The sequence below is a fragment of the Flavobacterium sp. B330r genome (assembly GCF_056824325.1).
In genome coordinates this window covers 668,124-693,854 of the sequence record NZ_CP124860.1, presented here as the reverse complement: position 1 = coordinate 693,854, position 25,731 = coordinate 668,124, and the positions used below count along the sequence as shown (strand labels likewise).

At 32.0% G+C, this 25,731-nt stretch carries 25 protein-coding genes; 20 read left to right on the top strand and 5 right to left on the bottom strand.

All coding sequences use genetic code 11. The features are described from left to right. The first annotated feature begins 73 nt into the window (after nucleotides 1–73). The 3 genes from QLQ95_RS03030 to QLQ95_RS03020 all read left to right on the top strand — a co-directional run bounded on the left by QLQ95_RS03030 (nucleotide 74) and on the right by QLQ95_RS03020 (nucleotide 4,845). Complete coding sequence (locus QLQ95_RS03030; protein ID WP_320492338.1) at nucleotides 74–865, top strand: polysaccharide biosynthesis/export family protein; 792 nt, start codon at nucleotides 74–76, stop codon at nucleotides 863–865. A gap of 20 nt (nucleotides 866–885) precedes the next feature. Continuing rightward, nucleotides 886–3,252: a GumC family protein gene (locus tag QLQ95_RS03025; protein ID WP_320492337.1), complete on the top strand. Its 2,367-nt coding sequence runs from the start codon at nucleotides 886–888 to the stop codon at nucleotides 3,250–3,252. Nucleotides 3,253–3,429: 177 nt separating this feature from the next. Then, nucleotides 3,430–4,845 carry an undecaprenyl-phosphate glucose phosphotransferase gene (locus tag QLQ95_RS03020; RefSeq protein WP_320492336.1) on the top strand — a complete coding sequence of 472 codons (1,416 nt, stop codon included), beginning with the start codon at nucleotides 3,430–3,432 and terminating at the stop codon, nucleotides 4,843–4,845. A 26-nt stretch (nucleotides 4,846–4,871) separates the two neighbouring features. On the opposite strand, the gene QLQ95_RS03015 is transcribed toward QLQ95_RS03020, so the two are convergent. Continuing rightward, nucleotides 4,872–5,609 carry a tyrosine-protein phosphatase gene (locus QLQ95_RS03015; protein ID WP_320492335.1) on the bottom strand — a complete coding sequence of 246 codons (738 nt, stop codon included), beginning with the start codon at nucleotides 5,607–5,609 and terminating at the stop codon, nucleotides 4,872–4,874. Between the two features lie 112 nt (nucleotides 5,610–5,721). Here QLQ95_RS03015 and QLQ95_RS03010 point away from each other — a divergent pair, with 112 nt between their 5' ends. Further along, nucleotides 5,722–6,912 carry a DUF5009 domain-containing protein gene (locus QLQ95_RS03010; RefSeq protein WP_482502573.1) on the top strand — a complete coding sequence of 397 codons (1,191 nt, stop codon included), beginning with the start codon at nucleotides 5,722–5,724 and terminating at the stop codon, nucleotides 6,910–6,912. A gap of 243 nt (nucleotides 6,913–7,155) precedes the next feature. Here QLQ95_RS03010 and QLQ95_RS03005 read toward each other — a convergent pair whose 3' ends face one another. Next, nucleotides 7,156–7,713 carry a hypothetical protein gene (locus QLQ95_RS03005; protein ID WP_482502572.1) on the bottom strand — a complete coding sequence of 186 codons (558 nt, stop codon included), beginning with the start codon at nucleotides 7,711–7,713 and terminating at the stop codon, nucleotides 7,156–7,158. A 135-nt stretch (nucleotides 7,714–7,848) separates the two neighbouring features. Here QLQ95_RS03005 and QLQ95_RS03000 point away from each other — a divergent pair, with 135 nt between their 5' ends. The 15 genes from QLQ95_RS03000 (at nucleotide 7,849) to QLQ95_RS02930 (ending at nucleotide 20,453) form a co-directional block, all read left to right on the top strand. After that, a complete protein-coding gene (locus QLQ95_RS03000; protein ID WP_482502571.1) occupies nucleotides 7,849–9,030 on the top strand; it encodes a hypothetical protein in 1,182 nt (393 codons plus the stop codon). 75 nt (nucleotides 9,031–9,105) lie between these two features. Then, entirely contained in the window at nucleotides 9,106–10,434 is a 1,329-nt protein-coding gene (locus tag QLQ95_RS02995) for a pentapeptide repeat-containing protein (protein WP_482502569.1), read from the top strand. Further along, the gene (locus QLQ95_RS02990) at nucleotides 10,431–11,597 is read left to right on the top strand and encodes a glycosyltransferase family 2 protein (RefSeq protein ID WP_482502568.1); all 1,167 of its coding nucleotides are present in this window, start codon (nucleotides 10,431–10,433) and stop codon (nucleotides 11,595–11,597) included. The genes QLQ95_RS02995 and QLQ95_RS02990 overlap by 4 nt, the downstream gene beginning before the upstream one ends. 84 nt (nucleotides 11,598–11,681) lie before the next feature. Beyond that, nucleotides 11,682–13,040 carry a dihydrolipoamide acetyltransferase family protein gene (locus tag QLQ95_RS02985; protein ID WP_482502566.1) on the top strand — a complete coding sequence of 453 codons (1,359 nt, stop codon included), beginning with the start codon at nucleotides 11,682–11,684 and terminating at the stop codon, nucleotides 13,038–13,040. 218 nt (nucleotides 13,041–13,258) lie between these two features. Beyond that, nucleotides 13,259–14,029: a 3'-5' exonuclease gene (locus tag QLQ95_RS02980; RefSeq protein WP_248727902.1), complete on the top strand. Its 771-nt coding sequence runs from the start codon at nucleotides 13,259–13,261 to the stop codon at nucleotides 14,027–14,029. A gap of 87 nt (nucleotides 14,030–14,116) precedes the next feature. Beyond that, on the top strand, nucleotides 14,117–14,728 hold the full coding sequence (locus QLQ95_RS02975; protein ID WP_095931061.1) for a fumarylacetoacetate hydrolase family protein: 612 nt from the start codon (nucleotides 14,117–14,119) through the stop codon (nucleotides 14,726–14,728). Next, the gene (locus QLQ95_RS02970; protein ID WP_008468078.1) at nucleotides 14,728–15,072 is read left to right on the top strand and encodes an Hpt domain-containing protein; all 345 of its coding nucleotides are present in this window, start codon (nucleotides 14,728–14,730) and stop codon (nucleotides 15,070–15,072) included. The genes QLQ95_RS02975 and QLQ95_RS02970 overlap by 1 nt, the downstream gene beginning before the upstream one ends. A gap of 175 nt (nucleotides 15,073–15,247) precedes the next feature. Continuing rightward, a complete protein-coding gene (locus tag QLQ95_RS02965) occupies nucleotides 15,248–16,501 on the top strand; it encodes a CinA family nicotinamide mononucleotide deamidase-related protein (protein WP_320492331.1) in 1,254 nt (417 codons plus the stop codon). Between the two features lie 71 nt (nucleotides 16,502–16,572). After that, nucleotides 16,573–16,809, top strand: coding sequence for a 50S ribosomal protein L28 (gene rpmB / locus QLQ95_RS02960; RefSeq protein ID WP_008468080.1), 237 nt, complete (start codon nucleotides 16,573–16,575; stop codon nucleotides 16,807–16,809). A gap of 27 nt (nucleotides 16,810–16,836) precedes the next feature. Continuing rightward, complete coding sequence (gene rpmG, locus QLQ95_RS02955; protein WP_011963553.1) at nucleotides 16,837–17,019, top strand: 50S ribosomal protein L33; 183 nt, start codon at nucleotides 16,837–16,839, stop codon at nucleotides 17,017–17,019. A 75-nt stretch (nucleotides 17,020–17,094) separates the two neighbouring features. After that, on the top strand, nucleotides 17,095–17,247 hold the full coding sequence (locus tag QLQ95_RS02950) for a DUF4295 domain-containing protein (RefSeq protein WP_008468081.1): 153 nt from the start codon (nucleotides 17,095–17,097) through the stop codon (nucleotides 17,245–17,247). A 188-nt stretch (nucleotides 17,248–17,435) separates the two neighbouring features. Further along, nucleotides 17,436–18,389, top strand: a complete 954-nt coding sequence (gene ftsY / locus QLQ95_RS02945) for a signal recognition particle-docking protein FtsY (protein ID WP_095931059.1) — start codon at nucleotides 17,436–17,438, stop codon at nucleotides 18,387–18,389. 485 nt (nucleotides 18,390–18,874) lie between these two features. Beyond that, nucleotides 18,875–19,315, top strand: a complete 441-nt coding sequence (locus QLQ95_RS02940) for a lipocalin-like domain-containing protein (protein ID WP_320492327.1) — start codon at nucleotides 18,875–18,877, stop codon at nucleotides 19,313–19,315. Then, complete coding sequence (locus QLQ95_RS02935) at nucleotides 19,296–19,592, top strand: DciA family protein (protein WP_095931056.1); 297 nt, start codon at nucleotides 19,296–19,298, stop codon at nucleotides 19,590–19,592. Before QLQ95_RS02940 ends, QLQ95_RS02935 begins: the two co-directional genes overlap by 20 nt. A 141-nt stretch (nucleotides 19,593–19,733) precedes the next feature. After that, nucleotides 19,734–20,453, top strand: a complete 720-nt coding sequence (locus QLQ95_RS02930) for a hypothetical protein (protein WP_095931055.1) — start codon at nucleotides 19,734–19,736, stop codon at nucleotides 20,451–20,453. 71 nt (nucleotides 20,454–20,524) lie between these two features. Here QLQ95_RS02930 and QLQ95_RS02925 read toward each other — a convergent pair whose 3' ends face one another. The 3 genes from QLQ95_RS02925 to bshC form a co-directional block, all read right to left on the bottom strand. Then, the gene (locus QLQ95_RS02925) at nucleotides 20,525–20,944 is read right to left on the bottom strand and encodes a nucleoside-diphosphate kinase (RefSeq protein WP_012026941.1); all 420 of its coding nucleotides are present in this window, start codon (nucleotides 20,942–20,944) and stop codon (nucleotides 20,525–20,527) included. A 231-nt stretch (nucleotides 20,945–21,175) separates the two neighbouring features. Next, nucleotides 21,176–22,447 carry an acyltransferase family protein gene (locus tag QLQ95_RS02920; protein WP_320492325.1) on the bottom strand — a complete coding sequence of 424 codons (1,272 nt, stop codon included), beginning with the start codon at nucleotides 22,445–22,447 and terminating at the stop codon, nucleotides 21,176–21,178. Between the two features lie 123 nt (nucleotides 22,448–22,570). After that, the gene (gene bshC / locus QLQ95_RS02915) at nucleotides 22,571–24,160 is read right to left on the bottom strand and encodes a bacillithiol biosynthesis cysteine-adding enzyme BshC (RefSeq protein WP_482502559.1); all 1,590 of its coding nucleotides are present in this window, start codon (nucleotides 24,158–24,160) and stop codon (nucleotides 22,571–22,573) included. 272 nt (nucleotides 24,161–24,432) lie between these two features. Between bshC and QLQ95_RS02910 the strand changes: the two genes are divergently transcribed. Further along, complete coding sequence (locus QLQ95_RS02910; protein WP_482502557.1) at nucleotides 24,433–25,710, top strand: MFS transporter; 1,278 nt, start codon at nucleotides 24,433–24,435, stop codon at nucleotides 25,708–25,710. The last annotated feature ends 21 nt before the right edge of the window (nucleotides 25,711–25,731 follow it).

Genomic DNA, 25,731 nt, shown 5'->3' with positions numbered 1-25,731 from the left:
TTTTATAAAAGTATGTTTGCAGGATAGGCTTTCTATTTTGTTGTAAATGTTTTATGATTTAAAATCAAACCTAATGAAATTTCAATTTGTCTTTTTGATAAAAACTTTCGTTTTTTTGTCAGTTTTTTTCTTGTTTTTTTCTTGTGCTTCTAAGAAAGATCTCGTCTATTACCAAAACATTGATTCTCTTCAAACCAAGCAAAATGTAACTTCTTATGAAGTTAAAATTCAGCCTGATGATTTACTAATGATTATTGTTTCTGCTGATGACCCTGAGGTTGCTATTCCTTTTAATTTAAAAACATACAGTATTGCCGGTAACAATAAACTGGATGTTGCTCGTGGTCAAGAAACGTTGCAATTATATTTGGTAGATCATAACGGAAATATTGAGTTTCCTGTAGTTGGGAAAATAAAAGTTGGTGGATATAGCCGTACAGAAGTGTTGGAATTATTGCAGAATAAAATTGGGAACTACATTAAAAACCCAATAATCAATCTCCGTATAACAAATTTCAAAGTCTCATTGCAAGGAGAGGTGAATCAACCAGGAACTTATCCTGTTGCTTCAGAAAGAATTACGTTAATTGAGGCTTTGAGTATGGCCAAGGATTTGACTATATATGGAAAAAGAGATAATATTTTAGTCATTCGGGAAGTTAATGGAGTAAAATCATACAATACAGTAGATTTAACAAAATCAGATTTTATTAATTCTCCTTTTTACTATTTGGCTCAAAATGATGTAGTATATGTTGAGCCTAATAAAACTAGAGTGAATTCCTCGGCAGTCGGTCCAAATACCTCTGTAATCATTTCTGCGATCTCTATTTTAGTTTCGCTTTCAGTCCTAATTTTTAAATAAAATCGAAATAATAAAGTATAATGAAAGAGTTTTACAATGATGTTGAAGATGATGCTGAAGATCTTGATCTTAAACAACAATTAGAAAAATATTTAGTTCATTGGCGTTGGTTTTTACTGAGTATTATAATAGGCCTACTGTTGGCTTTTTTATATTTAAGATTTTCAACAGCTTATTATGAGGCTTCAACTACAATACTTGTTAAGGATGAGAAAAAAGGTGGGATGCTTTCAGAACTTTCCGTTTTTTCAGATTTAGGTTTGGGATCAAGTATGAAAAGTAATCTTGATAATGAAATTGAAATTTTAAAATCAAGAACTTTAGTAGAAAGTACCATTTTGAAACTTAATTTAAATGTTGCTTTGTTACATGAGAAAAATTTTATCGAACGTGATATATATGACGAAGCTCCAATAGAAATTCATTTTGTAAATAAAATGCAATCGTTTAGAGAGGCAAATATTAATCTTAATTGCGAACTAAGAACTGCTGAAACTTTTTTATTGGTAGAGAAAACTGAAAACAAGGAAAGCTTTATAGAATCGCCTAAGAAAGAATTTAGATTTGGAGAAAAAATTTTTACGAAAATAGGAACTTTAGTAGTAAACAAAACATCTTTTTTTTCTGATTTTTATTCAAATGGGGAGAAATCTATCTCCATTTTGATAAAACCATTAGATGATTTAACAGAAGATTTTAGGAAAAAACTCAAAGTAGAACCTATTAGTAAAACCAGTAGTGTGGTTAGTATTTCAGTTTCAGATCCAGTCGCTAAAAAGGCTGAGGAGTTTTTAAACAATATGGTTGAGATTTATAATGAGAGTTCAAAACAAGATAAAAATTTCATTTCAGAAAACACCTCTAATTTTATTGCAAACAGACTTGCTCTGATTACACAAGAACTTGATGGAGTAGAACAAAATGTTGAGAGCTTCAAAAAATCAAATCGACTAACTGATATTGAATCTGATGCAAAGCTGTATGTTGAAAGTTCAAATGAATATGATAAAAAAGGAGTTGAAACTGAAATTCAGTTTAACATAGTTTCTTCGTTGCTTGATTTTATTAAAAAAAGTTCAAACTCAGATTTGTTACCTTCTAATCTAATTTTAGATAAAGGAGATGCATCTAATTTGATTAGTTCCTACAATCAACTGGTTTTAGATCGTAATCGAGTTTTAAAATCGGCAACAAATGAGAATCCAACGGTTGTAAAATTAGATCAACAAATAAGTTCTTTAAAACTTAATGTTGCAGAAAGTTTGAATCGGATGCAGTCTAATTTGCAAATTCAAAATCGTGATCTAAAAACCAAAGAAGGGGTTTTGAATAGTAAAATTGGAAAAATTCCAGTTCAAGAGCGTCAATTTAGAGTGATAGCGAGGCAGCAAAAAGTAAAAGAAGAGCTTTATTTATACTTATTGCAAAAGAGAGAAGAAGCGGCAATTTCGTTAGCCGCAACTGAACCGAATGCTCGAATAATTGATACGGCAAAAGCAGAAAAGAATCCAGTTAGTCCAAAGAAAAAGATAATTTATCTAGCAGGAATTTTATTTGGGATATTGTTTCCGTTGGGTATTATATATGCAGATGATTTGTTAAATTCTAAAATTAAAAGCAGAGATGATTTAGAAGGGAAAACGCAAATTCCATTTATAGGCGATGTACCTAATTGCGAGGATGTGTCAGAATTAATCCAGCCTAATAGCAGGAGTAGCTCTGCAGAAGCGCTTCGTATTGTTAGAACCAATCTTGGATTTATGCTGAATAAAGATGAAGTAGGTAAAGCAAAAACGATATTTGTAACTTCAACTTTTGCTTCTGAAGGTAAAACATTTATTTCGACAAATTTAGCAGCCAGTTTTGCATTGTTAGAAGAAAAGGTTTTGCTTATAGGTATGGATATTAGAAGTCCAAAACTGAATGAATATATTAATCTTCCTTCTGAAGGGCTGACAAATTATTTGTCTTCAAGCAATAAAGAAATTGAGGATTATATCGTAAAGCATGATAAATATGAGAATTTTTATATTTTGCCTGGAGGAATAGTTCCACCAAATCCACCTGAATTGTTGACGAACAAAAAAGTAGATCAGCTATTTGAAAAACTAAAAGCAGAATATGATTATATAATAGTAGATACTGCTCCGGTTAGTCTCGTAACGGATACATTGCTTATAGCAAAAAATGCTGACACTTTTGTTTATGTAATGCGTGCCAGATTTTTAGAAAAACGAATGATATCTATTGCAAACAGATTTTTTAGAGATAAAAAACTTCCTAATATGTGCATTGTTCTAAATGATACAAATCCGAAAGGAATGTATAGTTACGGTTATGGAGAGAAATTGGAGAAAAGGGGGTGGCTTAAAAAAATTATCAGCTAAAATAAAAAAAACGGCTCAAAATATTTTGAGCCGTTTTTTTTTGCAAAACAATTGTATCTATGTTGTTAATTTAATGTTTCACAAGAATTGACGTAAAAATAGTATATAGCAATAATTAAAATACTATTTTCGTCATTTAGACTAAAAACAAATCTTATTCAGACAAAAAGCTTAAAAATGAACTTTTTACAAAACCTATCACAATATCGTTTTTCGCGTTACTCTAAACTATTATTTGTGTGCTGGGATCTTTTATTATTAAATTTTGCTGTATATCTATCTGCTATGACAAGATTTGGAGATACAGAGAAGCTTTTTTTAAAAGACGAAAAAACGATTTCACTATTAGCTAACTTGATCTGGATTGTTTTACTGATGCAAAAAGACTCTCATAGAATTATAAGGATAGAATATATTGAATCAATTTTAAAAAGAACAATTAAAAAGATTCTTATACATGTCGCCTTAATAGTCTTTTTTGTTGTTTTTTTAAAATATACAGACATTTCAAGGCTTAGGTTGTTATATTTTTACCTGCTTTTTTTTACTTTACTAATGATCTCCCGCTATATACTAATGAAACTCTTAAAGTATGTTAGAGCTAAAGGATATAATTTTAAAAAAATCATTATTGTAGGAGCTAATGAAACAGGAGAAAAGATGCGGAAAATACTAGCTAAAGATCTAACATATGGATACAAATTTTTAGGTTTTTTTGATCAAAAGAATGAATTAGAAAATCAATCTATTCCAATTATCGGAGGATTTGATGATGTACAAGACTTTATTATTAGAGAAAAAGTAGAAGAAGTGTATGTAGCTTTGCATATAGATAATATTAAAGTAATAAATGAGTTAACAAAAGTATGTGAGCAAAACTTGGTCAGAATTAAATTTATTCCTGATTTTCAGTTGTATACAAAATCTAGTAAGGTTGAAGTAGCTTTTTATGAAAATACACCTGTCTTAATGCTACGCCCTGAACCTTTAGAATTAGCAATAAACAGACTTATAAAAAAAATCTTTGATCTTTGTTTTTCTGCACTAGTTATAATTTTGATCTTTCCCTGGCTCTTTCCAATAGTGATGATAATTATAAAATTGGAATCAACAGGGCCTGTGTTTTTTAGGCAAGATCGTTCTGGTCGAGACAACAAATCATTTTCATGTATTAAATTTAGAAGCATGTACCTAAATGATTTGGCACATGATAAACAAGCTAAAAAAGGAGATTTGCGTATAACAAAATTTGGAGCCTTTATGCGTAAAACAAGTATTGATGAGTTACCACAATTTTTTAATGTCCTTTTCGGAAATATGTCTGTAGTAGGTCCACGGCCTCATATGATCAATTTAGCCAAAGAATATGGAGAACTAATAGATAATTATTCGGTTCGCCATTATGCTAAACCAGGAATTACAGGTTGGGCACAAGTAAATGGTTATCGAGGAGAAACAAAAAAGCTTTCTGATATGCAAAATAGAGTAGAATCCGATATTTGGTATATAGAAAATTGGAGTTTGCTATTAGATGTTAAGATTATAATTAGAACAATTATGAACATTATTAAAGGCGAAGAAAATGCTTATTAGCAAGTTCTATATCGTTGTATTTTTTTTTAAAATTTGAAAAAGGAATTGTTTGCAATTACTTCTTTCAAAATGGAAACATCCCTAATATTTACCTTTTGCTCAAAAGATTTAACATGCTTATTGTGATGGACATCAGTTCCTGCAAAATCATACATTCCTTTTTTGAGAATTTGTTCGGCTATTTTGTTAATTTCACTTCCGTAATAACCGACAACTGAAAGTAAGTTTAACTGAAATCGGCATCCCGCTTTTTTTAATTTATCATATTCATTAAAGTTTTTATGATAAAATAAATATCTTTCAGGATGAGCCAAAACAGGAATATATCCTGCTACTTGTAGGTCAAAAAGCGTTTTATAAAGCTGTATTGGAGCATTCATATAAGACATTTCTACCAATACATAATTATCTTTTAAAGTTAAAAGCTTTTCACTTTTAAAGTGATTCTCAAACCAGTCGTCCATAAAATATTCTGCAGCTGCTTTAAGAGGAATATTTATATTTTCATTTGTTATAATCTGTTTAGTTTCTATATAAGAATTGATAATAGTCAAAGGAGAGTTATCCCAAAGATAGTGGCTAATATGTGGAGTTGTAATAAATTGAGATACTCCCAATCCCTTTAAAGATTTAATAAGCATTTTAGTATTGTCAATAGTTTTTGCGCCATCGTCAATTCCTGGTAACAGGTGAGAGTGAATATCGACAAAGTTACCGCCTAGCAGATCTCTTAAAAAAGGTTTCGATTTGAAAAATGATAACATAGTACAAAAAAGGTTTAGCTCAATTCATTATGCTGCAAAAATAATCTAGAATTTGTAATAAGACATTTTAGATTTATGTTATATTTGATTTTTAGTAAAAAAGTAAAAAATTATGAAAATAAAAGAGAATTTGTTTGATCAGCGTATTATTTCTATTGATGCTTTGCGTGGAATTACCATTTTTGTAATGATTTTTGTAAATGAGCTTGCGAGCATTCAAAATGTGCCGCAATGGTTAAAACATATGCCCGCAGATGCCGATGCAATGACTTTTGTTGATTTAGTTTTCCCTGCTTTTTTATTCATTGTTGGAATGTCTATTCCGTTTGCTTTTAATGCCAGATTGATAAAAGGTGACAGCCCGAAAACAATTTGGACACATACTCTTAAAAGAGCCATTGCTCTTATTGTAATTGGCGTTTTTATGGTCAATGCCGAATATGGCTACGACGCTTCTAAAATGATAATCGCACCTGCGTTTTGGGGGCTTTTAGCCTATGCGATGCCAATTCCGATTTGGAATAAATATCCAAAAGATTTTCCTTTATGGTTAAAAAGCATACTTCAATACGGAGGGATTTTAGTTCTAATAACACTGTATTTTTTATATGTTCAAGAAACTGGGGATCGAGGAATGACTCCAAAATGGTGGGGAATACTCGGATTAATCGGTTGGGCGTATCTTTTTACAGTAGTTTATTATTGGTTAGTTTCTGGAAATTTATGGGCAATGATTGCATTTTTAGTTTTTTCTGTTGCAATGAATTCACTTAATCTAACCGAAAATTCTTTTGTACAAAATACTTCTTGGTTGAGTTTTATAGCTGGACATTTAACGCATGCTTCTTTAGCTTCAGCAGGAATAATAGTTTCGTTATTGTTTTTTGATAGAAAAATCAGTTCCAAAATCAACTGGCCAGTAATTGGTTTTGTTGCGCTATTTACAATCACGGCTATTTTGCTTCGTCCTTACTTTGGAATTTCAAAAATTAAAGGAACACCATCGTGGACGATGTTTTCGGCAGCAATATGTACCGTTTTGTTCTATTTGTTGTATTGGCTGATGGAAGTTAAAAAACAAACCAAATGGAGTGAATTTTTTATGCCTGCAGCGGCAAATCCGTTATTGATTTATATTTTGCCAGGCGTGATTTATTATTTCTGTAAAGCGTTTAATCTTCATATTATTCCCGGATATTTTAGAGAAGGAGTTCCTGGAATTATTTGGTCTTTAGTATTTTCTATCATTATGCTTTATGTTATGAAAATCTTGAATCGATATAAAATTCAGCTGCACCTTTAATTTTTCAAGTTTCAGGTTTCAAGTTTCAGGTTTCAAGTTTCAAGTTTCAAGTTTCATGTTGTTGAACTTAACCGCAAAGAGCGCAAAGATATACACAAGGTTCGCAAAGTTTTTAAAGCTTTGTGAACTTTGTGTTTGTAGTGAGTGGAACATAGAACAAAAACTTGCGTATTTTGCAGAAAAAAAAGACAATGTTTCAAGTTCCGGATAAAACTTGAAACTTGAAACCTGAAACAAAAAAAACTAAAAACTCACCGATTTTATCTTCAGAACAGAACCTGAAGTAGGATTGTAATTGACAAAATTAAGCTTGCATAAATTATGAATGTTTAAAAGTTTTCCGTCAGGGAGTTCATCTTGTCTGAAATCTGACCATAGAATTTTTATTGTAGAAAAGCGTTTAGGAGAAGCAGGTATAGAAACTCTTGGATGTGAGCCTCCGTGCACGCAACCAGTACCTTCTGGATTGCCCTCTCTCGCTTGCAGTTTTATAATTTGTGTAGATTGATAAGTAATTTTGAGGTATTTAGAATCGTCTGAAAGATTTGCAGGAATTCCGTCATTGGTTTCAGAGGGCGTAATCATAACATTCAATTCTATTTCACCCTTAGGGTTGTCATTTGTTGTAACGCTAACCATTCCATTTTTCAGACGGAATTTATTTAGTGTGTCTTCATTTTCTACAGAAGGCCCAGCAATGAACCATTTGTTTGTTTTTACAAGATTTATTTCATTTTTCTGATAGGTTGCTGAAAAGCCAAAGAGCATAATCAACGGAAGAAAAAGACAATAGCGAAACATAGCAAAGATTTTTAAAATCAAATAATTTAGCATTTCAAATATAACTTTTTATGTAATTCAGATTAGCATAAAAAAATGATTGATATTCTTAATAAAATTCTAAATTTGTAAGAGGGTGTTTTTAAAATATTGTGTGTGAATGGTTTAAAAAATAAATACATTGTAGTTTTATTTTTAATTGGATCGTTTTGTCAAGCTCAAAATGATAGCGCAAATGTGGGTACACGAGATATTTTGGATGTTATACATCGAGTTTTTGATAAGCAGGACACCATTCGTCCAGAAAGAAATAAAAAACTAGCTTTTTCCTTATTGCCGGTTCCGGTTGGCGTTAATTCCAGCACAGGTTTGGTTGTTTCTTTCCTGACTACATTTTATTTAGGAGATCCCAAAACAACCAGAATGTCTCAGGTTACTTTTTCGCCTTATTTTAGTTTTACTAAGCAATTTGTATTTCCAATTCAGTCTTACATCTATTCAAAAGATAATAAATGGAGTCTTATTGGAGATTATCGCTACATGATTTATCCCCAAGATACTTATGGATTGGGCGAAGACAATTCAGATAAAGAAATGTCAACGCTCGATTACCAGCAATGGCGTTTTTATCAGTTTATTACCAGGCAGGTTATTGGAAATTATCGTTTGGGAGTTGGCTTTCTTTTAGATAATTATAAAAATATTTCGGAAGAATCATATATAGAGGGAGAAACCGATTATTTCAAATATATGAATGGCGATTACTCTAACGAGACTTCGTTTGGTTTTGCCTTGCAGGGACTTTACGATTCGAGGGAAAACATTATTAATCCCGAAAAAGGTTTGTATATAGAAGCCGATTTTAGAATAAATACGAGTGGAGTAGAAGGAGACAAATGGCAATCTTTGTATTTTGATGCTCGAAAATATCATTCTTTCAGTAAAACCAAACATCGAGTTTGGGCTTCAAGAGCTTTTTACTGGTCAACGTTTGGCGGAAAACCGCATTACTTAGATTTGCCAAGTATTGGTTGGGATCGTGAAGGCAAAACAGGACGTGGATTTACCAAAAATAGATACCGAAGCAATGCTCTTATTTATTTTGAAACCGAATACAGGACCGACATAAGTCGAAACGGATTTTTTGGTGCTGTTTTTTTTACTAATATTTCTTCAGTTTCTAAGTTAGATACCTATCAATTTAAAAATTGGAATCCTGCGGTTGGAACAGGAATTCGTATTAAATGGAATAAACGCAATGGCAGTAATTTGGCATTAGATTACGGAATTAGTAAAAACGATTGGTCATTGCGTTTGGGGTTATCAGAAAATTTCTAATTTTTTAATAAATGATTTTTTATTTTTTAATCCAACAAGAAGTATTATACTATTTTTGAGCTGTAAAATTTTAATATGAAAAAAATCAGCGTTATTTTTTTTGCCATAATTGTCATTGTATTTGGCTTCTACAGGAGTATTTTTTTAAACTCTTTTCAAGAATTTGCTTGTTGGCTTTATCCTATGGATGAAAGTAGAAATGCAGAATTATTAAAAATCTTATTAACAGTTATTGGTGGAATAGGAATTTTAATTGGGCTTTATCTTAACTATAAAAGAACCAAATCATCTGATAAAGCAATTCAATTGCAAAGTTTAGCGATTTCTAAGCAATCGGATCAACTTGAATTATCTCGAAAATCACAAATAGATGAAAGATTTAAAAATGCTGTAGAACAATTAGGGAGTGAAAAAGAACCAATAATTCTTGGAGGAGTTGCTGTTCTTAATCAAATTGCTATTGAAAATTCTCGAGATTATGCTGAAGTAGTTTTTAATATATTAACAAGCTATATAAGATCTAGCACTAATATTCATACAAAAAAAGCTGATGATTTTAGCAGTACTGTGATACAGACAATAGTCAATAATTTGTTTAAACCTAAGGATGAAACTAATAATCCCTATAAAGACTTTAAAGGGAACTTAAGTCATTGTAACTTGACTTCTATTAATATAGATGGAGTAAATTTTAGTAATTTTGATTTGATATTTACTTATTTTTCTATGAATATAAGTGATGTTGATTTTTCGAATGCAAATTTGAGTAGAGCAAAATTTGTACTTTCAAAAATAAATAATTCTATTTTTTTTCAAACAGATTTACATCAGACTCTTTTTAATATGGCAGAAATTGAAAACTGTAGTTTTGAAAGAGCATCAATTCTGGCAAGTAATTTTTTAACGACGAAACTTTATAATGTGAATTTTGATTATTGTGATTTTTCAAATGCAAAATTTATTTGTTGCTTTTTGAATAGAACAACTCATTTTCGATCTAATATTATAAATAATGATTTTTCATTTTCAAGTTTTAAAAATGTAAGTTTTGAAGATACTGAGACGTTAAGCGGAATAGATTTTAAAGGAAGTCTTTTTTATAATTTCAAAATTAATAATGAGTCTTTAGAATTAAATTTCAATGGATGTGACACTCTTCGTAGTTTTCACTTTGACTTCTGTCAATTTATAGATAAGTTAGATGTTAAATCTAATCAGAAAAGTAATTCTTCTCAAATAGTAAACTTACAAGAAGCAATGTTTTCTAATAAATTCACATTTGATGAATTTACTGAAGAGGACGTTGAGAAAACCAAAAGAAAGCACGATAATATTTTAAAAGAATTTGAAATTACTTTTAAAAATATCAAGAAAAATAAAAAAGTGGATAATAAAAATTCATGAAAAAGTTATCGGTTGTCATTTTAAATTATAATGTGCGTTACTTTCTAGAACAATGCGTTTTAAGTGTTCAGGAGGCAATTGCGGCAATCGATGCAGAAATTATTGTGATTGACAATAACTCATCAGACGAAAGTGTTTTGATGATGAAAGAAAAATTTCCAGACGTAAAACTGATCGAAAACAAAGAAAATTTTGGATTCCCGAAAGGCAATAATATTGGTGTTCGTCAAGCGAAAGGAAAATATATTTGTATTTTAAACCCAGATACCGTCGTTGCTGAAGATACTTTTACGAAGATTTTGGCTTTCGCCGAAAGGCAAAAAAATCTCGGAATTGTTGGCTGTAAATTGATTGACGGGACAGGTGAGTTTCTTCCAGAAAGCAAACGCGGAATTCCCTCGCCTTGGGTTGCTTTCACCAAAATTTTCGGATTGTATAAAGTTTTTCCCAAATCCAAACTCTTCAATCAATATTACGCACAGCATTTAGATGAAAACGAAACGGGGGAAGTAGATATTCTCGTTGGCGCTTTTATGCTTTTGAAAAAAGAGCTTTATGAAGATTTAAAAGGTTTTGATGAAGATTGTTTTATGTATGCTGATGATATCGATTTATCGTATAGAGCATTGCAAAAACAAAAGGCAAATTTTTACTTTCACGAAACTACAGTTTTGCACTATAAAGGAGAAAGCACCATAAAAGACGAAAAATATATGAAGCGTTTTCAGGAAGCTATGAATTTCTTTTATCAGAAGCATTTTAAGAAGTCACTGTTTTTTAGTTTTTTCATCCAAATCGGAACTTGGTTTTTCTCTTTTGTAAAAATGTTTCAAGGTAAAACAAGAATAAAACCAAATCCAGAATTGCATGTTTTTTATTCTTTAAACGAAGATTTGTCTCACAAAATAGCCCTAATTTTAAAAAATAAAGTCCAGTTTTTAAAAATCCCGAAAGAAAAAATGGTAAATTCGTGCCTGATTTTTAAGGGAAAAAACGTCGAAATAATTTTGGATAATCAGTACATTTCATTCAAAAAATGTATCGAAATCATAGAAACTATTAAAGATAAGAGTATTACTTTTAAAGTTTTGCCTAAAAATACCCATTTTATTATTGGAAGTAATTCCAGAAATGACAGAGGGCAAATTGTAAAAATCGAGTAAAAAATTATATTAAATGAAATTTATGTTTAAAATATTCATTAATTTCGCAATCTGAAAATCAAAAACATCTTTTAGATTAACAATATGGCAAGATTTGAATTAAAGCTTCCTAAAATGGGAGAAAGTGTCGCTGAAGCAACTATTACAAATTGGTTGAAAGAAGTTGGAGACAAAATTGAGGCTGATGAAGCTGTACTCGAAATTGCAACAGATAAAGTTGACAGCGAAGTGCCTAGCGAAGTATCAGGAATTTTAGTTGAGCAATTGTTTGGTAAAGATGATTTAGTGCAGGTAGGGCAGACTATTGCTATTATTGAAACTGAAGGCGGAGAAACAGCAACTCCAGAAGCTGTAAATACAGTTCAAGAAACTGCCGCTCCTGCAGAAGCTGCAGAAATCGAAAAAACAATCGAATCGGTTAAAGAAACGGTAACTTCTCAAGATTTCTCAGGATCAGATAAATTCTTTTCTCCATTAGTAAAAAATATTGCAAAAGAAGAAGGTCTTTCTTTAAACGAACTCGAAAACATTCCAGGTTCTGGAAAAGATGGACGTGTGACTAAAGAGGATATTCTAAAATATGTAGAAGCTCGTAAATCGGGTTCTATTCAAGCTCCGCAAACAGTTGAAGTTGCTCCAAAAGTTGTTGCAGAAACTCCAAAAGTTGAAGCTCCAAAGGCAGTTGAGCCAGTTGTTCAAAAAAGCCAGCAAGCAATACCAGTTTCTGTAAATGGTGGTGACGAAATTGTTGAGATGGACAGAATGCGTAAACTGATTTCGGGTTACATGGTAGCATCGGTTCAGACTTCGGCTCACGTGCAATCTTTCATTGAAGTAGATGTAACGAATATTGTAAAATGGAGAGATAAAGTAAAAGCAGCTTTCGAAAAAAGAGAAGGCGAGAAACTGACTTTTACTCCAATTATGATGGAAGCAGTTGCAAAAGCTTTAAAAGATTTCCCAGGAATGAATATTTCTGTTGACGGAGATTATATCATTAAAAAGAAAAATATCAATTTAGGAATGGCAGCAGCATTGCCAAACGGAAATTTAATTGTTCCTGTAATTAAAAATGCAGATCAGTTGAATCTTGTTGGAATGGCAAAAGCGGTTAACGATTTAGGAAACCGTGCAAAAGCTGGGAAATTAAAACCAGACGATACACAAGGTGGAACTTACACGGTAACCAATGTTGGTACTTTTGGAAGCGTTTTCGGAACGCCAATTATCAATCAGCCTCAAGTTGGAATTCTAGCGCTTGGTGCTATTCGCAAAGTGCCTGCGGTTATTGAAACTCCAGAAGGTGACTTTATCGGAATTCGTCAGAAAATGTTCTTATCGCACTCTTACGATCATAGAGTTGTAGATGGTGCATTAGGAGGAAGTTTTGTGAAAAGAGTAGCAGAATATTTAGAAGCTTTTGATGTAGATAGAGATTTCTAAAAATAAATTACAAATAAATTCAAATCCGACAGGTTTAAAACTTGTCGGATTTTTTGTTTTGTAAGAAAAGAATTAAGCAGTACTACGTAGACTTATTAAAAGCTTGTTTTTGAAAAGTTAAAATTGATTAATTGAAAGCATTTTTCGACAAAAAAAATCAGAATAAAGAGAGATATTCCGCTTTAAAAATTACATTTGTAAACTTATAAAAATTAGAAATGGAATTAAAACTTAACAAGCCAATTTGCTTTTTTGATCTCGAAACAACGGGAATTGATATCGGTAAAGATAGAATCGTAGAAATTTCAATATTCAAAGTTTTTCCAAACGGAAACAAAGAAAGTAAAACCTGGTTGGTTAATCCAACAATTCCAATTCCTCCACAAACAACTGCAGTTCATGGCATAACAGACGAAAAAGTAGCCAATGAACCCACTTTTGCAGAACTGGCTCCGCATATTCATAATATGATAAAAGACAGTGATCTTGGCGGATTTAATTCAGATCGTTTCGATATTCCGCTTTTAGCAGAAGAATTACTTCGCGCAGGAGTTGATTTTGATATGAAGAACAAAGTTTCTGTAGATGTGCAGACTATTTTTCATAAAATGGAAGAGCGTACTTTAAGTGCTGCTTTGAAATTTTATTGTGGAAAAAGTTTAGACAATGCGCATTCGGCAGAAGCGGATACAATGGCAACTTACGAAATCTTGAAAGCGCAATTAGATCGTTATCCAGAATTAGAGAACGATATGAAATCTTTGTCTGAATTTACGACACGTAAAAAAATCGCCGATTTTGCAGGAATGATTGCTTTTGATCAAGATGACGAAGAAATTTTTACTTTTGGAAAACATAAAGGAGCTAAAGTGGAGAAGGTTCTAGAAACAGAACCAGGGTATTTCAGCTGGATTCAAAATGCTGATTTTCCGTTGTACACCAAAAAAGTCTTGACAGCAATTAAATTAAGAAAATTAAATACTAAATAAGTTTCTAAGATGCTAAGATTCTGAGATTCTAATTTTTTTAGATTCTTAGTATCTTAGCATCTCAGTATCTCAGCAACTTAAAAAAGAATGAAAATTATCTGTGTCGGCAGGAATTATGCCAATCATATAGAAGAGTTGAAAAACGAACGCCCAAGCGAGCCAGTTGTTTTTATGAAGCCAGATTCGGCGGTTTTGTTGAAGCAGCATCCTTTTGTTATTCCGGAGTTTTCTGAAGATGTTCATCATGAAGTTGAAATAATCGTAAAGATTAATAAGGTAGGGAAATATATTGAGCCAAAATTTGCTCATAAATATTATGATGAAATAAGTGTTGGAATCGATTTTACTGCTCGAGACCTGCAAAGTAAATTGAAAGAAAAAGGACTTCCGTGGGAAAAAGCCAAGGCATTTGACGGTTCTGCAGTTATTGGAGATTTTTTGCCAAAAACTGATTTTGTTTCTATGGAAAATCTTAATTTTGAATTAAGAAGCAATTCAGAAACAGTTCAAAAAGGAAACTCAAATATGATGCTTTGGAAAATTGATGAATTGATTTCTCACGTGTCTCAGTTTTTTACCTTAAAAATTGGAGATATTATTTTTACAGGAACGCCTGCAGGTGTTGCGGCTGTAAAACCAAATGATGTTTTAGAAGGCTTTTTAGAAGATAAAAAATTATTCAGAATACAAGTAAAATAATGGCTTTAAAGTACAACCTTTCGAAAGTTTATGCGCTTTCAGATAATGACCCTGAATTTGTAAATCAAATTTTAACCTTATTTGTTACAGAAGTTCCAGAAGATTTAAAACAAATTAAAGAAGGAATAAAAAAGAAGGATCATAAATACGCCTATTCCTATGCTCATAAAATAAAGCCTACACTTGATTTGATGGGGTTAAATGTGGCTTTTGAAGAAATTTTGCAGGTAGAAGCTTGGACAAAAGCTGAAGGCAAGAAAAAAGATATTATCGAAACTTTTAAAAGTATTAAAGTGCAAGTAAAAGAAGCGATTAAAGAAATTAAAAAAGATTTTGATCTTTAATATAAAATTTGACTTATTCCTGTTTTTAAAGGAATAAGTCAAAACATTTTTTAAATTTTGTAAACGGGCTTATAGTTTGTAAAAGCCGTTAATACCTTCCTCCTAGACAAAATTTAATTTTCTACTTATAAATTATTAGCTTATTTATTTAAGCGACACAAATATTTCACTGATTATGAAAGCAGCAATTATTACTATTGGAGATGAAATCTTAATTGGTCAAATCGTAGATACAAATTCGGCTTTTATTGCCAAATCACTTGATAGAATTGGAGTTGAGGTGGCAGAAATGCTGTCAATAAGCGATGACAAAAAACATATTTTAGGCACTTTTACGCAACTACAAAACAAAGTAGATGTTGTGATTGTGACAGGTGGATTAGGGCCAACCAAAGATGATGTAACAAAGAAAACTTTCTGTGAATACTTTGATGATGAGTTAATTGTAGATCAAAAAGTTTTGGCGCATGTGACGGAATTAATTGAAGGATTTTATAAAAGACCCATTTCTCAATTGAACAAAGATCAAGCTCTTGTTCCGTCAACCTGTACTGTTTTGCATAATAAAGTTGGAACTGCGCCAGGAATGTGGATGAAGAAAGAAAATACCGTATTTATTTCGCTTCCGGGAGTTCCGTACGAAATGAAATATCTGGTAGAAGAAGAAATAATTCCTAAAATTGTCCGCGAATACAAACGTCCTTATATCATTCATAAAACCATTTTGACGTATGGGCAAGGAGAAAGTTTAGTTGCAGAACGTATTGAGCAATGGGAAAACAACCTTCCTGAATTTATAAAATTGGCTTATTTGCCCAATCCAGGGCGAGTTCGTTTGCGTTTAACTGCTCGCGGGACTAATAAAGAGGAATTAGAAGAAGCGATAGAAAGTAATGTGCAGTCCTTGGATGCCATCATTCATGATATAATTGTAGGTTACGAAGAGAATGAAACAATTGAAACAGTAATTGGTAAGTTGCTTTTGAAACAAAATAAAACCATCTCAACAGCAGAAAGTTGCACAGGTGGAAGAATTGCATCATTATTGTCGGCTGTTCCAGGTTCGTCAAGCTATTTTAAAGGAAGTATTGTTTCTTATGCGACAGAAGTTAAAATAAATGTTTTGGGAATACCGAAAAATTTAATTGATCAATTTTCGGTCGTTAGTGCTGAGGTTGCATCGGCTATGGCTTTGAGTGCTAAAGATTTGCTAAAAACCGACTATGCGCTAGCAACGACGGGCAATGCAGGTCCATCAAAAGGCGATTCTGATGCTGAAATAGGCACTGTTTTTATTGCTTTGGCAACACCAGACGGGGTAATTGTCGAGGAATTTAACTTCGGACAACCTCGTGAAAAAGTGATAGATAGGGCGTCTGTCAAGAGTTTGGAAATATTACAGAAAGAAATTTTAAAATTTGTGCAATAATTTTTTGCTACAATGGTTTATTTTTCTTTTCTTTGCACCCTGATTTTGAATAACGATAAAAGATAAGTATAATGTCAAGAGTTTGTGACCTTACAGGTAAAAGAGCGATGGTAGGAAATAACGTTTCTCACGCTATGAACAAAACTAAGAGAAAGTTTTCTGTAAACTTAGTTAAAAAGCGTTTTTATCTTCCAGAAGAAGATAGATGGATTACTCTTAGAGTAGCAGCATCTACGATAAAAACAATTAATAAAAATGGAATCACTGCTGTTTTGAAAAAAGCACAGTCAGAAGGATTTATCAAATAATCTTTTCCTAAATAAATATATAGCAAGATGGCAAAGAAAGGTAATAGAATCCAAGTAATTTTAGAATGTACTGAACACAAAGCTTCTGGTGTTGCAGGAACTTCTAGATATATTACAACTAAGAACAAAAAAAATACTCCAGACAGATTAGAGATTAAAAAATTTAATCCAGTTTTAAAAAGAGTAACTGTTCACAAAGAAATTAAGTAATAATTAGAGATTTTGATTAAATCTCAAATGGTTTTTCATTTGAAGATTTAATGAATTTCAAATAACATTTGAATCATGGCAAAGAAAACCGTAGCATCGTTACAAACATCTTCTAAGAGATTATCAAAAGCCATCAAAATGGTAAAATCTCCTAAAACTGGTGCGTATACATTCGTAGAATCTATTATGGCTCCTGAAGAAGTTGATGAGTTCTTGAAAAAGAAATAATTACAATTACATTATATAGAAAAGCTACTTTCTTTCGGAAGTAGCTTTTTTATTACCTATATTTGTCTAAAAATTTAAAGAATCGTAACAATTGGCCTTTTTTGGTAAAACAATTGCGCTTTCTTTAAAGATTTGGATTTCTTGCATGAAAATCAAGAAATCTAGTAAATCTAAATAATCTACAAAAAATGAGTTTTTTTAAAAAATTATTCTCTACCGAAAAAAAAGAGACTTTAGACAAAGGTCTTGAAAAAACGAAAACTACTTTTTTCTCGAAGTTAAGTAAAGCCGTTGCAGGGAAATCTAAAGTTGATGATGATGTTTTAGATAATCTGGAGGAAGTTCTTGTGGCTTCTGATGTTGGGGTAGATACTACTTTGAAAATTATTACAAGAATTGAAAAGCGTGTTGCTGAAGATAAATATCTAGGAACAGAAGAATTGAATCAAATTCTTCGTGATGAAATTGGTGCTTTATTATCTGAAACGAATACAGGTGAGGCAACAGAATTTGAAATTCCGAAAGATAAAAAGCCTTACGTTTTAATGGTTGTTGGAGTAAATGGAGTTGGAAAGACTACAACAATTGGTAAATTGGCTTATCAATTTAAAAAAGCGGGGCATAATGTTGTTTTAGGTGCTGCAGATACATTTCGTGCTGCTGCGATTGATCAATTGCAAGTTTGGGCAGATCGTGTAAATGTGCCTATTGTAAGACAGCAAATGGGAAGCGATCCTGCTTCTGTAGCTTTTGATACTTTACAATCTGCAGTTGCTCAAAATGCTGATGTTGTAATTATTGACACAGCTGGACGTCTTCATAATAAAATCAACTTAATGAATGAGTTGACAAAAGTAAAACGTGTAATGCAGAAAGTGGTTGCTGATGCGCCTCATGATGTGCTTTTGGTTTTGGATGGCTCTACAGGACAAAATGCTTTTGAACAAGCTAAACAATTTACGGCAGCTACAGAGGTTACTTCATTAGCTGTTACAAAATTGGATGGAACAGCAAAAGGCGGTGTGGTAATTGGAATTTCAGATCAATTTCAAATTCCTGTGAAATATATTGGTGTTGGCGAAGGAATTGAAGATTTGCAAGTCTTCAATAAATATGAATTTGTAGATAGCTTTTTTAAATAATTAATAATGAAAAATATATCAGCTTTAACTTTTTATTTTGCTAGTGTAATATCTTTTGTTCTGGCAAATGTTTTAAAGGATAAAAATCTTTCGGTATATTATGTTTTATTGGTTCTAGGGATAGTTTTATTCTTTTTAGGTGTTCTTAAAAGAATACGTTCTAATCGATAAATATAATTGAAAATTTATTGAGTCTTTAAATAGGATTCGTTTAGGCGTTTCTATTTAAGGATTCTTTTTTATTGGTAATGCCTGTTTTGAAAAATAGTTGAATGTGTTTTCGATTTTTATTTCTTTTGAGGATTATAAGGTTATCTTTGTAGTCTGAGAAAATCTTCTTTTGAAACCGGAAGCCTAGCCATGATGGGAGCGGTATCCTTTTGTGCCTGGGTTCGGCGCAAAAGATACAGCGGACAGCAGGAAATAGCTCCTAATTCTTCAACTTCATTCAGATTAAAAAAGAATAAATTTTAATATTTTTATTTATGAAAAACACTTTTATAGTTTTGTTTTGTTCACTTTTATTTGTGAGCTGTAAACAGGAAATAAAACCTGCAGACCTCGCTAAATTAAATGGTTATTGGGAAATTGAAAAAGTGGTTTTTGAGAAAGGCGAGGAGAAGGAATATAAAATGAACGAGACTTTTGATTTTTTTCAAATTAAAAACAATAAAGGAGTTCGAACGAAAGTGATGCCACAATTTGATGGTACATTTTTGACAACAGACACTTTTGAGAATGTTTCGGTTCGTTTTACTGGAGAACAAGTTTTCTTAGATTATAAAACGGATTATGCAAAATGGAGCGAGGAAATTATTTCGCTCTCTGATGACAAATTGGTGGTTAAAAATCCACAAAAAATTGAATATCATTATAAAAAAGCTGGACCAGTAAACCTTTTGAACGATGGCGAAAAGACTAAATAACGAAAGCACGATTAGTGCTGTATTACAGCAGATTATTCAAGTGAATAAATTGCAGCCAGGTATGGATCAAATTGATGTTCGTGACGCTTGGAAAAATCTTATGGGGAGCGGGGTCAATACTTATACTCGAAATGTTGTACTGAAAGGCAGTACACTTTATGTAGAATTAGGTTCGTCTGTTCTGCGCGAAGAATTAACTCATGGAAAATATAAAATTGTTAAAATGATTAACGAAGAATTGGGACGCGAGGTAGTAAAAGATGTTGTTTTACGCTGATTTCATTTGATTTTTTTTAATAAGATTAACTTTAAAAATAAGTAACACTTCTATTGTGAAGTGTTTTTTTTTGCGATACATTTGAGCGTTATTTTTTGTAAGTAGCATCTTTTAGTAACCCAAAAACAATTAAAAAAAACAATGAAAAAAATTTTACTTATTTTAACCGTATTATTTGCTTTAACTAGCTCTGCACAAAAGAAAAAAGTTGCTGTTGTCTCTTTTTATACAGATAAAACAATAGATCTTTCTGAGCTTGGTTTAAATGGTTTGGCTGCAGTGACAGATTTAGGAAGTAATCCGAATTTTAACTTATTGCCAATTTTGGAGAAATATCATAATGCATTTTTTAATGATTATTCGAAAAAATTTCCTTTTGATTTAATTCCTGAAACGGAAGTAACTCAAAAACAAGAATATATTGATTACGTTCCTCATTTTGATAAAGAAGGAGATGCTGGAAAATATATTATCAACTATCCTGGATACAAATATATTTATGAAGGAATAAATGGTTCTGCAAACGAAGTGGCTACAGCAACTATGTTTAAAGATAATGCTGATGGTGTTTTGTTTACTGAAATTCATTTTGCTGTAGTAAAAGGATTCGCTGTTGGTGGAACAGGAACTATTAAAATGAAAGCTTATGCAAGAATTGCTTTGTATGACAAAAATGGAAAAAAATTGTTTGCTTTCAATGAAGGAGCAACATCTAAGAAAACTGGAACAATTGTAGGAGGTATTCCTGTTTTATCTTTTGATAAAGTATTGCCAATGTGTGAGAGTGCATTAGATGAGCTTTTGAAAGATTTAGATGGAAGAATTGAGAAAATGGTAAAAAAGACTGCTAATACTCTATAATCAGTTCGTAATAAAAATAAAAAACCCGCTTCAATTTGAAGCGGGTTTTTTTGTTTGATTTGTAATTCTTATTAGAATTGCTCTCTTCCTGCAAAGTGGAATGCGCTTTCGATAGCAGCGTTTTCGTCGCTGTCAGATCCGTGAACTGCATTTTCTCCAATTGAAGTAGCGTATGCTTTACGAATAGTTCCTTCAGCAGCTTCAGCTGGATTTGTAGCTCCAATTAAAGTTCTGAAATCTTCTACTGCGTTATCTTTCTCTAAAATAGCAGCAACAATTGGTCCGCGAGACATGAATTCAACTAATTCTCCGTAGAAAGGTCTTTCTGCGTGAACTGCGTAAAATGCTTTTGCATCTGCTACAGTTAATTGAGTTAATTTTAATGAAACGATTTTGAAACCACCATTAGTAATCATTGCTAAGATATTCCCGATGTGTCCGTTTGCAACAGCATCTGGTTTAATCATTGTAAAAGTTCTATTTGTTGCCATTTTATATTTTATTAAATTTTGTGCAAAAGTATACTTTTTTTATGAATTGATTTTAATTAATTCGTAATTAAAACATAGTAGAATAATGTTTTAACCAAGAATAGGCTTTTTTTTGAGTCATTATGTAGAGATGCACTGCAGTACATCTAACAAAAAGTAAATGTTTAATGAAAAAAGACGCACTGCTGTGCGTCTCTACAATTATGTTTCTCTCTATATATCGTGTAAAAATTAGACTTTAAAGATTAATTTGTTTCTGTAGAATACCCACAAAATAAATGTCCAGATTGCAACGTATGTTAATGCGCCTGCCAAAGAAGCAGTCATTGGATTGCTAAAAAATGGTGCAATTCCGAAACGGTATAGATAGTCTAAAAGGTTAATTTGTTCGCCAGAAAGTGATGGATGCTGAAAACGAATGAGTACCAAAGCTTGAGGAATAATTTGTGAAGCAAAGAAAACAATCATTGGATTTACTCCCCAAATAACAAATAGTTTAAAGCCTTTTTTGAATTCTCTTATGTCAATTATATAATATAATGCTGTAAGACAAATTGTTGCCAATCCTGTTGTATATAAAACGTAACTGCTTGTCCAGATTGATTTGTTTATTGGAAAAACTAAATCCCAGATTAAACCGAAAAAAACTAACGCAGTGCCGATCGTTCCCATTCTTTGGGCTTTTTGGATTTTAGTTACATTAAGCAATAGAATTTGTCCGATGAATAAACCAATAATGCCGTTTACAATTGATGGCAAAGTACTTAAGATTCCTTCTGGATCCCAAGTATTGGTTTCATGGTACATATGTCCTTTCAAGAAAATGCTATCAACCCAAGCGGCTAAATTAGTGCCTCTCTCTAAATTTGCTTCTCCAAAACCAGGAACAGGAATTAAAGTCATAACCGCCCAATACCCTAGAAGTAAAATTGCTCCCGTAATAATTTGAGTTTTTCGAGATGTCTTTAAATATAAAAGCGAAACGACAAAATAGACTACTGCAATACGCTGTAAAACTCCAGGAAGTCGAACATCTTGATAATTTTCAAATCCGCCGTAGGCTAAAATGAGATAAATAGCCAATATGCCAAATGCAAAAATGTTTTTTAGTCGCGTGCTAAAACTTCCCATCAAAGCATAACCAACTGCAAAAGTAATGACCAATCTTCCAATTAGAAGCGGAATTCCGTCTAATCCAAAAAGCTGAATTTTTCCGAAGAAATTAAAGAAAATCCCCAAACAGAACATTCTTAAAGAACGAATCAGGATTTTGTTAAACGTTGTTTCGTCATACTTTTTCTCTGGCATTGCAAGCGGTACAGCAACTCCCATTATAAAAATAAAAAACGGAAATACAAGGTCGGTTGGTGTACAGCCATTCCAGTGCGCGTGTAAAAGCGGAGGATAAACATTTCCCCAATCTCCTGGATTGTTTACAATAGTCATCAATAGAATTGTCAGTCCGCGAAAGACATCAAGCGAAATTAATCGATCTCTTACCATTAGGTTAGTTAGTTAATAGGTTATAAAATATAATTCTATTTGGTTTGAGAGAGTAAAGATTTAGAAAATGTGCTGGTTATTTGTTTCTAAATCTGTACTTTTTAATTTCTAAAGATAATTATTTTAGATTATTATGATGTCAAAATTATGTTCTAAAGGTTTTAATTTCTGAATTAAAAGCGGAATCAATTGCTCTCCTTTTTCTAAATAAAATTCAGAAAAATTGGCTTGGCGCTCTTGAAGGCTGTTATTTGGAAATAATTCGCACTGCAAATCGGTAACACGCTCCAATTGATCGGCTAGTTTTCTTTTTTGTGCTTTTAACAAACGTTTTTCTAGATTTTCTAAACCTTTCTTTTGTTTTACTTCTTGAGCTTTAACTGCTCCAGAAAAAGATTTATCGGTCTTTTCGGCCAATTCAAAAAGATAAGCAAACTGTTTTTCAAGCGCTTCTTTTTGAGGAGTTAAATCAATTGGAAACGGAGATAGTTTATGCGTAATCTGATTGACTAAATTCTCTGATTTATTGAATAAATCTTTCCAAGTTAAATTTAAATTATCGGCTTTTTTAACTTGTTTTTCGGTTGCTAAAAGAACTGAATTTCGAACTAATAATATTGGGAAGGTAATGTTTACTGCCTCAAAGAAAGCTTTTAATTCTAACCAATAAGCAATTTCCCCGCCTCCGCCAATGTAGCAAAGATTAGGAAGAATAATTTCCTGATATAGCGGACGCATAATTACATTGGGACTGAATTTTTCAGGATTGCTTTCTAATAGTTTTAGAATTTCTTCTTTAGAAAATGAAATTCTAGTGTTGTTAACTAGGTATTTATCATTTTCAAAAATGATTCTTTCGCGCAGTTTATCTTCAATGTAAAATAAATTTATTTCACGAGGATTTACTTGAACAGTATAGTCAGAAAGTGCTTCAATTGATTTTTGAACGGCTTTAAATGAAGTCTGATGTTCTAATTCTTCTTTTACAAACGGAATAAAAGCACGTTTTAAATTGGTATCGTCTGCATCTATAATTACTAAGCCATAGCTTGAAAAAAGCGCATTGGCCAAAAAGCGAGTTGCATCGGCTAGATTTTCGTGTTTTAAATACGCATTTTCAAAAAGCTTCTTAAGTGCATTTGCATTGGTGCTTGAACCTAATTCTTGAGAGTAAATTTCAAATAAATTCTCTAAGCCTTCAGTTGAAAGTCTTCCAACTGGACCAGTGCTTTCTGCATTCCAACGGATTTTTTTCCCTTTAAAATTAAAATAATTGATTTCTTCAAAATCGTGATCTTCGGTCGCCATCCAATAAACGGGAACAAAATTGTACGAAGGATATTTCGATTTTAATTCTTTAGTTAAATTAATCGTAGAAATAATTTTATATAAAAAATACAATGGTCCGCTAAATAGATTTAGCTGATGTCCAGTTGTAATGGTAAATGTGTTTTCGAGTTTTAAAAGCGCAATATTATGTTGAGTTGACTCCGAAAGTTCAATATTTTGATATTGTTTTTCCAGCGTTTCAACCAATGCGTTTCTATTGTTATGATCAAAATTGGCTGATTTTTCAGCTATTTGTTTTTCAAAATTTTCTAGGCTTGGAAAATGGTTGTACAGCGGTTTTAACTCTGGTTTCTGATCTAAGTAATCTTGCATTAATTTAGAGAAATATCCAGAAGATTGAAAGCTGATACAGTCGGTTGGCATAATTTTAAATTTATTTTTGACAGCTGTAAATTTAATGAAAATATACAGGTAAAAACGCTTTTAACGAATGCTTAAGATTTGATTTTTAATTTTTGTTTTAAAGTACCTTAAATCAAGTTTTTAAATTGAAATAAAATTCGTGTTTTTAAAATGGAAAAAACATCATATTTGTTAAAAAACGTATGATGTTTTAAAACTAATTCTTTGAAACATGAATTATTAATAATGAAACTATATTTTTGTAATCAAAAAAAAAGTTATATCTATTTTACATGAAAACTAACGAGAATAAAAAGAACTCTCTAAAACATGTTCTTTTTGGAAGCCTTATTGGTACCACAATTGAATTTTTTGATTTTTATATTTATGCCAATGCAGCAGTGTTGGTCTTTCCTCAATTATTTTTTCCTAGTTCAGATTCGACAATGGCGACTCTGGAATCTTTAGCCACTTTTTCTATTGCCTTTTTGTCGCGCCCTTTAGGTTCGGCATTTTTTGGCCATTATGGTGATAAGATCGGACGTAAGTTTACTCTTGTTGCAGCTTTATTGACAATGGGAATTTCTACAGTAACGATAGGATTTTTGCCAAGCTATGCGAGTATTGGTGTAGCCGCTCCGTTATTATTAATGCTTTGCCGATTCGGACAAGGTGTTGGTTTAGGAGGCGAGTGGGGAGGCGCTGTTTTATTGGCGATAGAAAATGCACCACCAAATAAACGTGCTTGGTACGGAATGTTTCCGCAATTAGGCGCTCCAATAGGATTATTGCTTTCTGGTGGAACTTTCTTGTTGTTGACAGATTCGATGAGTAATGAAGATTTTATGAATTATGGTTGGAGAATTCCTTTTATTGCCAGTGCATTTTTAGTGATAGTTGGTTTTTATATTAGGACTAAAATTACAGAAACGCCTTCGTTTGAAAATGCCAAAAAAGAGGAAGAAGAGGTAAAAGTTCCTTTTCTAGAATTAGTAAAATCATATAAAAATCAGTTGGTTTTTGGAACATTCGCGGCAATAACAACATTTTTGGTTTTCTATTTAATGACCGTATTTACACTTAGCTGGGCTACTTCAGATTTAGGAATTGTAAAAAGAGACGGTTTATTGATTCAATTATTCTCAGTATTGTTTTTTGCGCTTTTTATTCCGGTTTCTGCTGTTGTTGCCGACAAGATTGGTCGCCGCAAAATGCTTATCGTCGCAACTGCGGCTATTGCCGTTTTCGGATTTTTCTTTTCTTACTTTTTAAGCTCTGGAAATATCGTTTTGGTTAGCATTTTTGCCTGCATCGGAATGTCATTAATGGGTTTTACTTACGGACCTTTAGGAACTTTTCTGTCTGAATTATTCCCAACAAATGTTCGTTATTCTGGAGCCTCTTTGACTTTTAATATGGCGGGAATTTTAGGCGCCGCTTTTGCACCAATGATAGCAATTTGGTTGGCTAAGACCTATGATGTGAGTTATGTAGGTTTCTATTTGGTAACCGCTGCACTTATATCTTTAGTTTCATTTTTGGTCATTAGCAAAGACGAACATAAATTTTAAGTTATAGATTTAAAATATTTT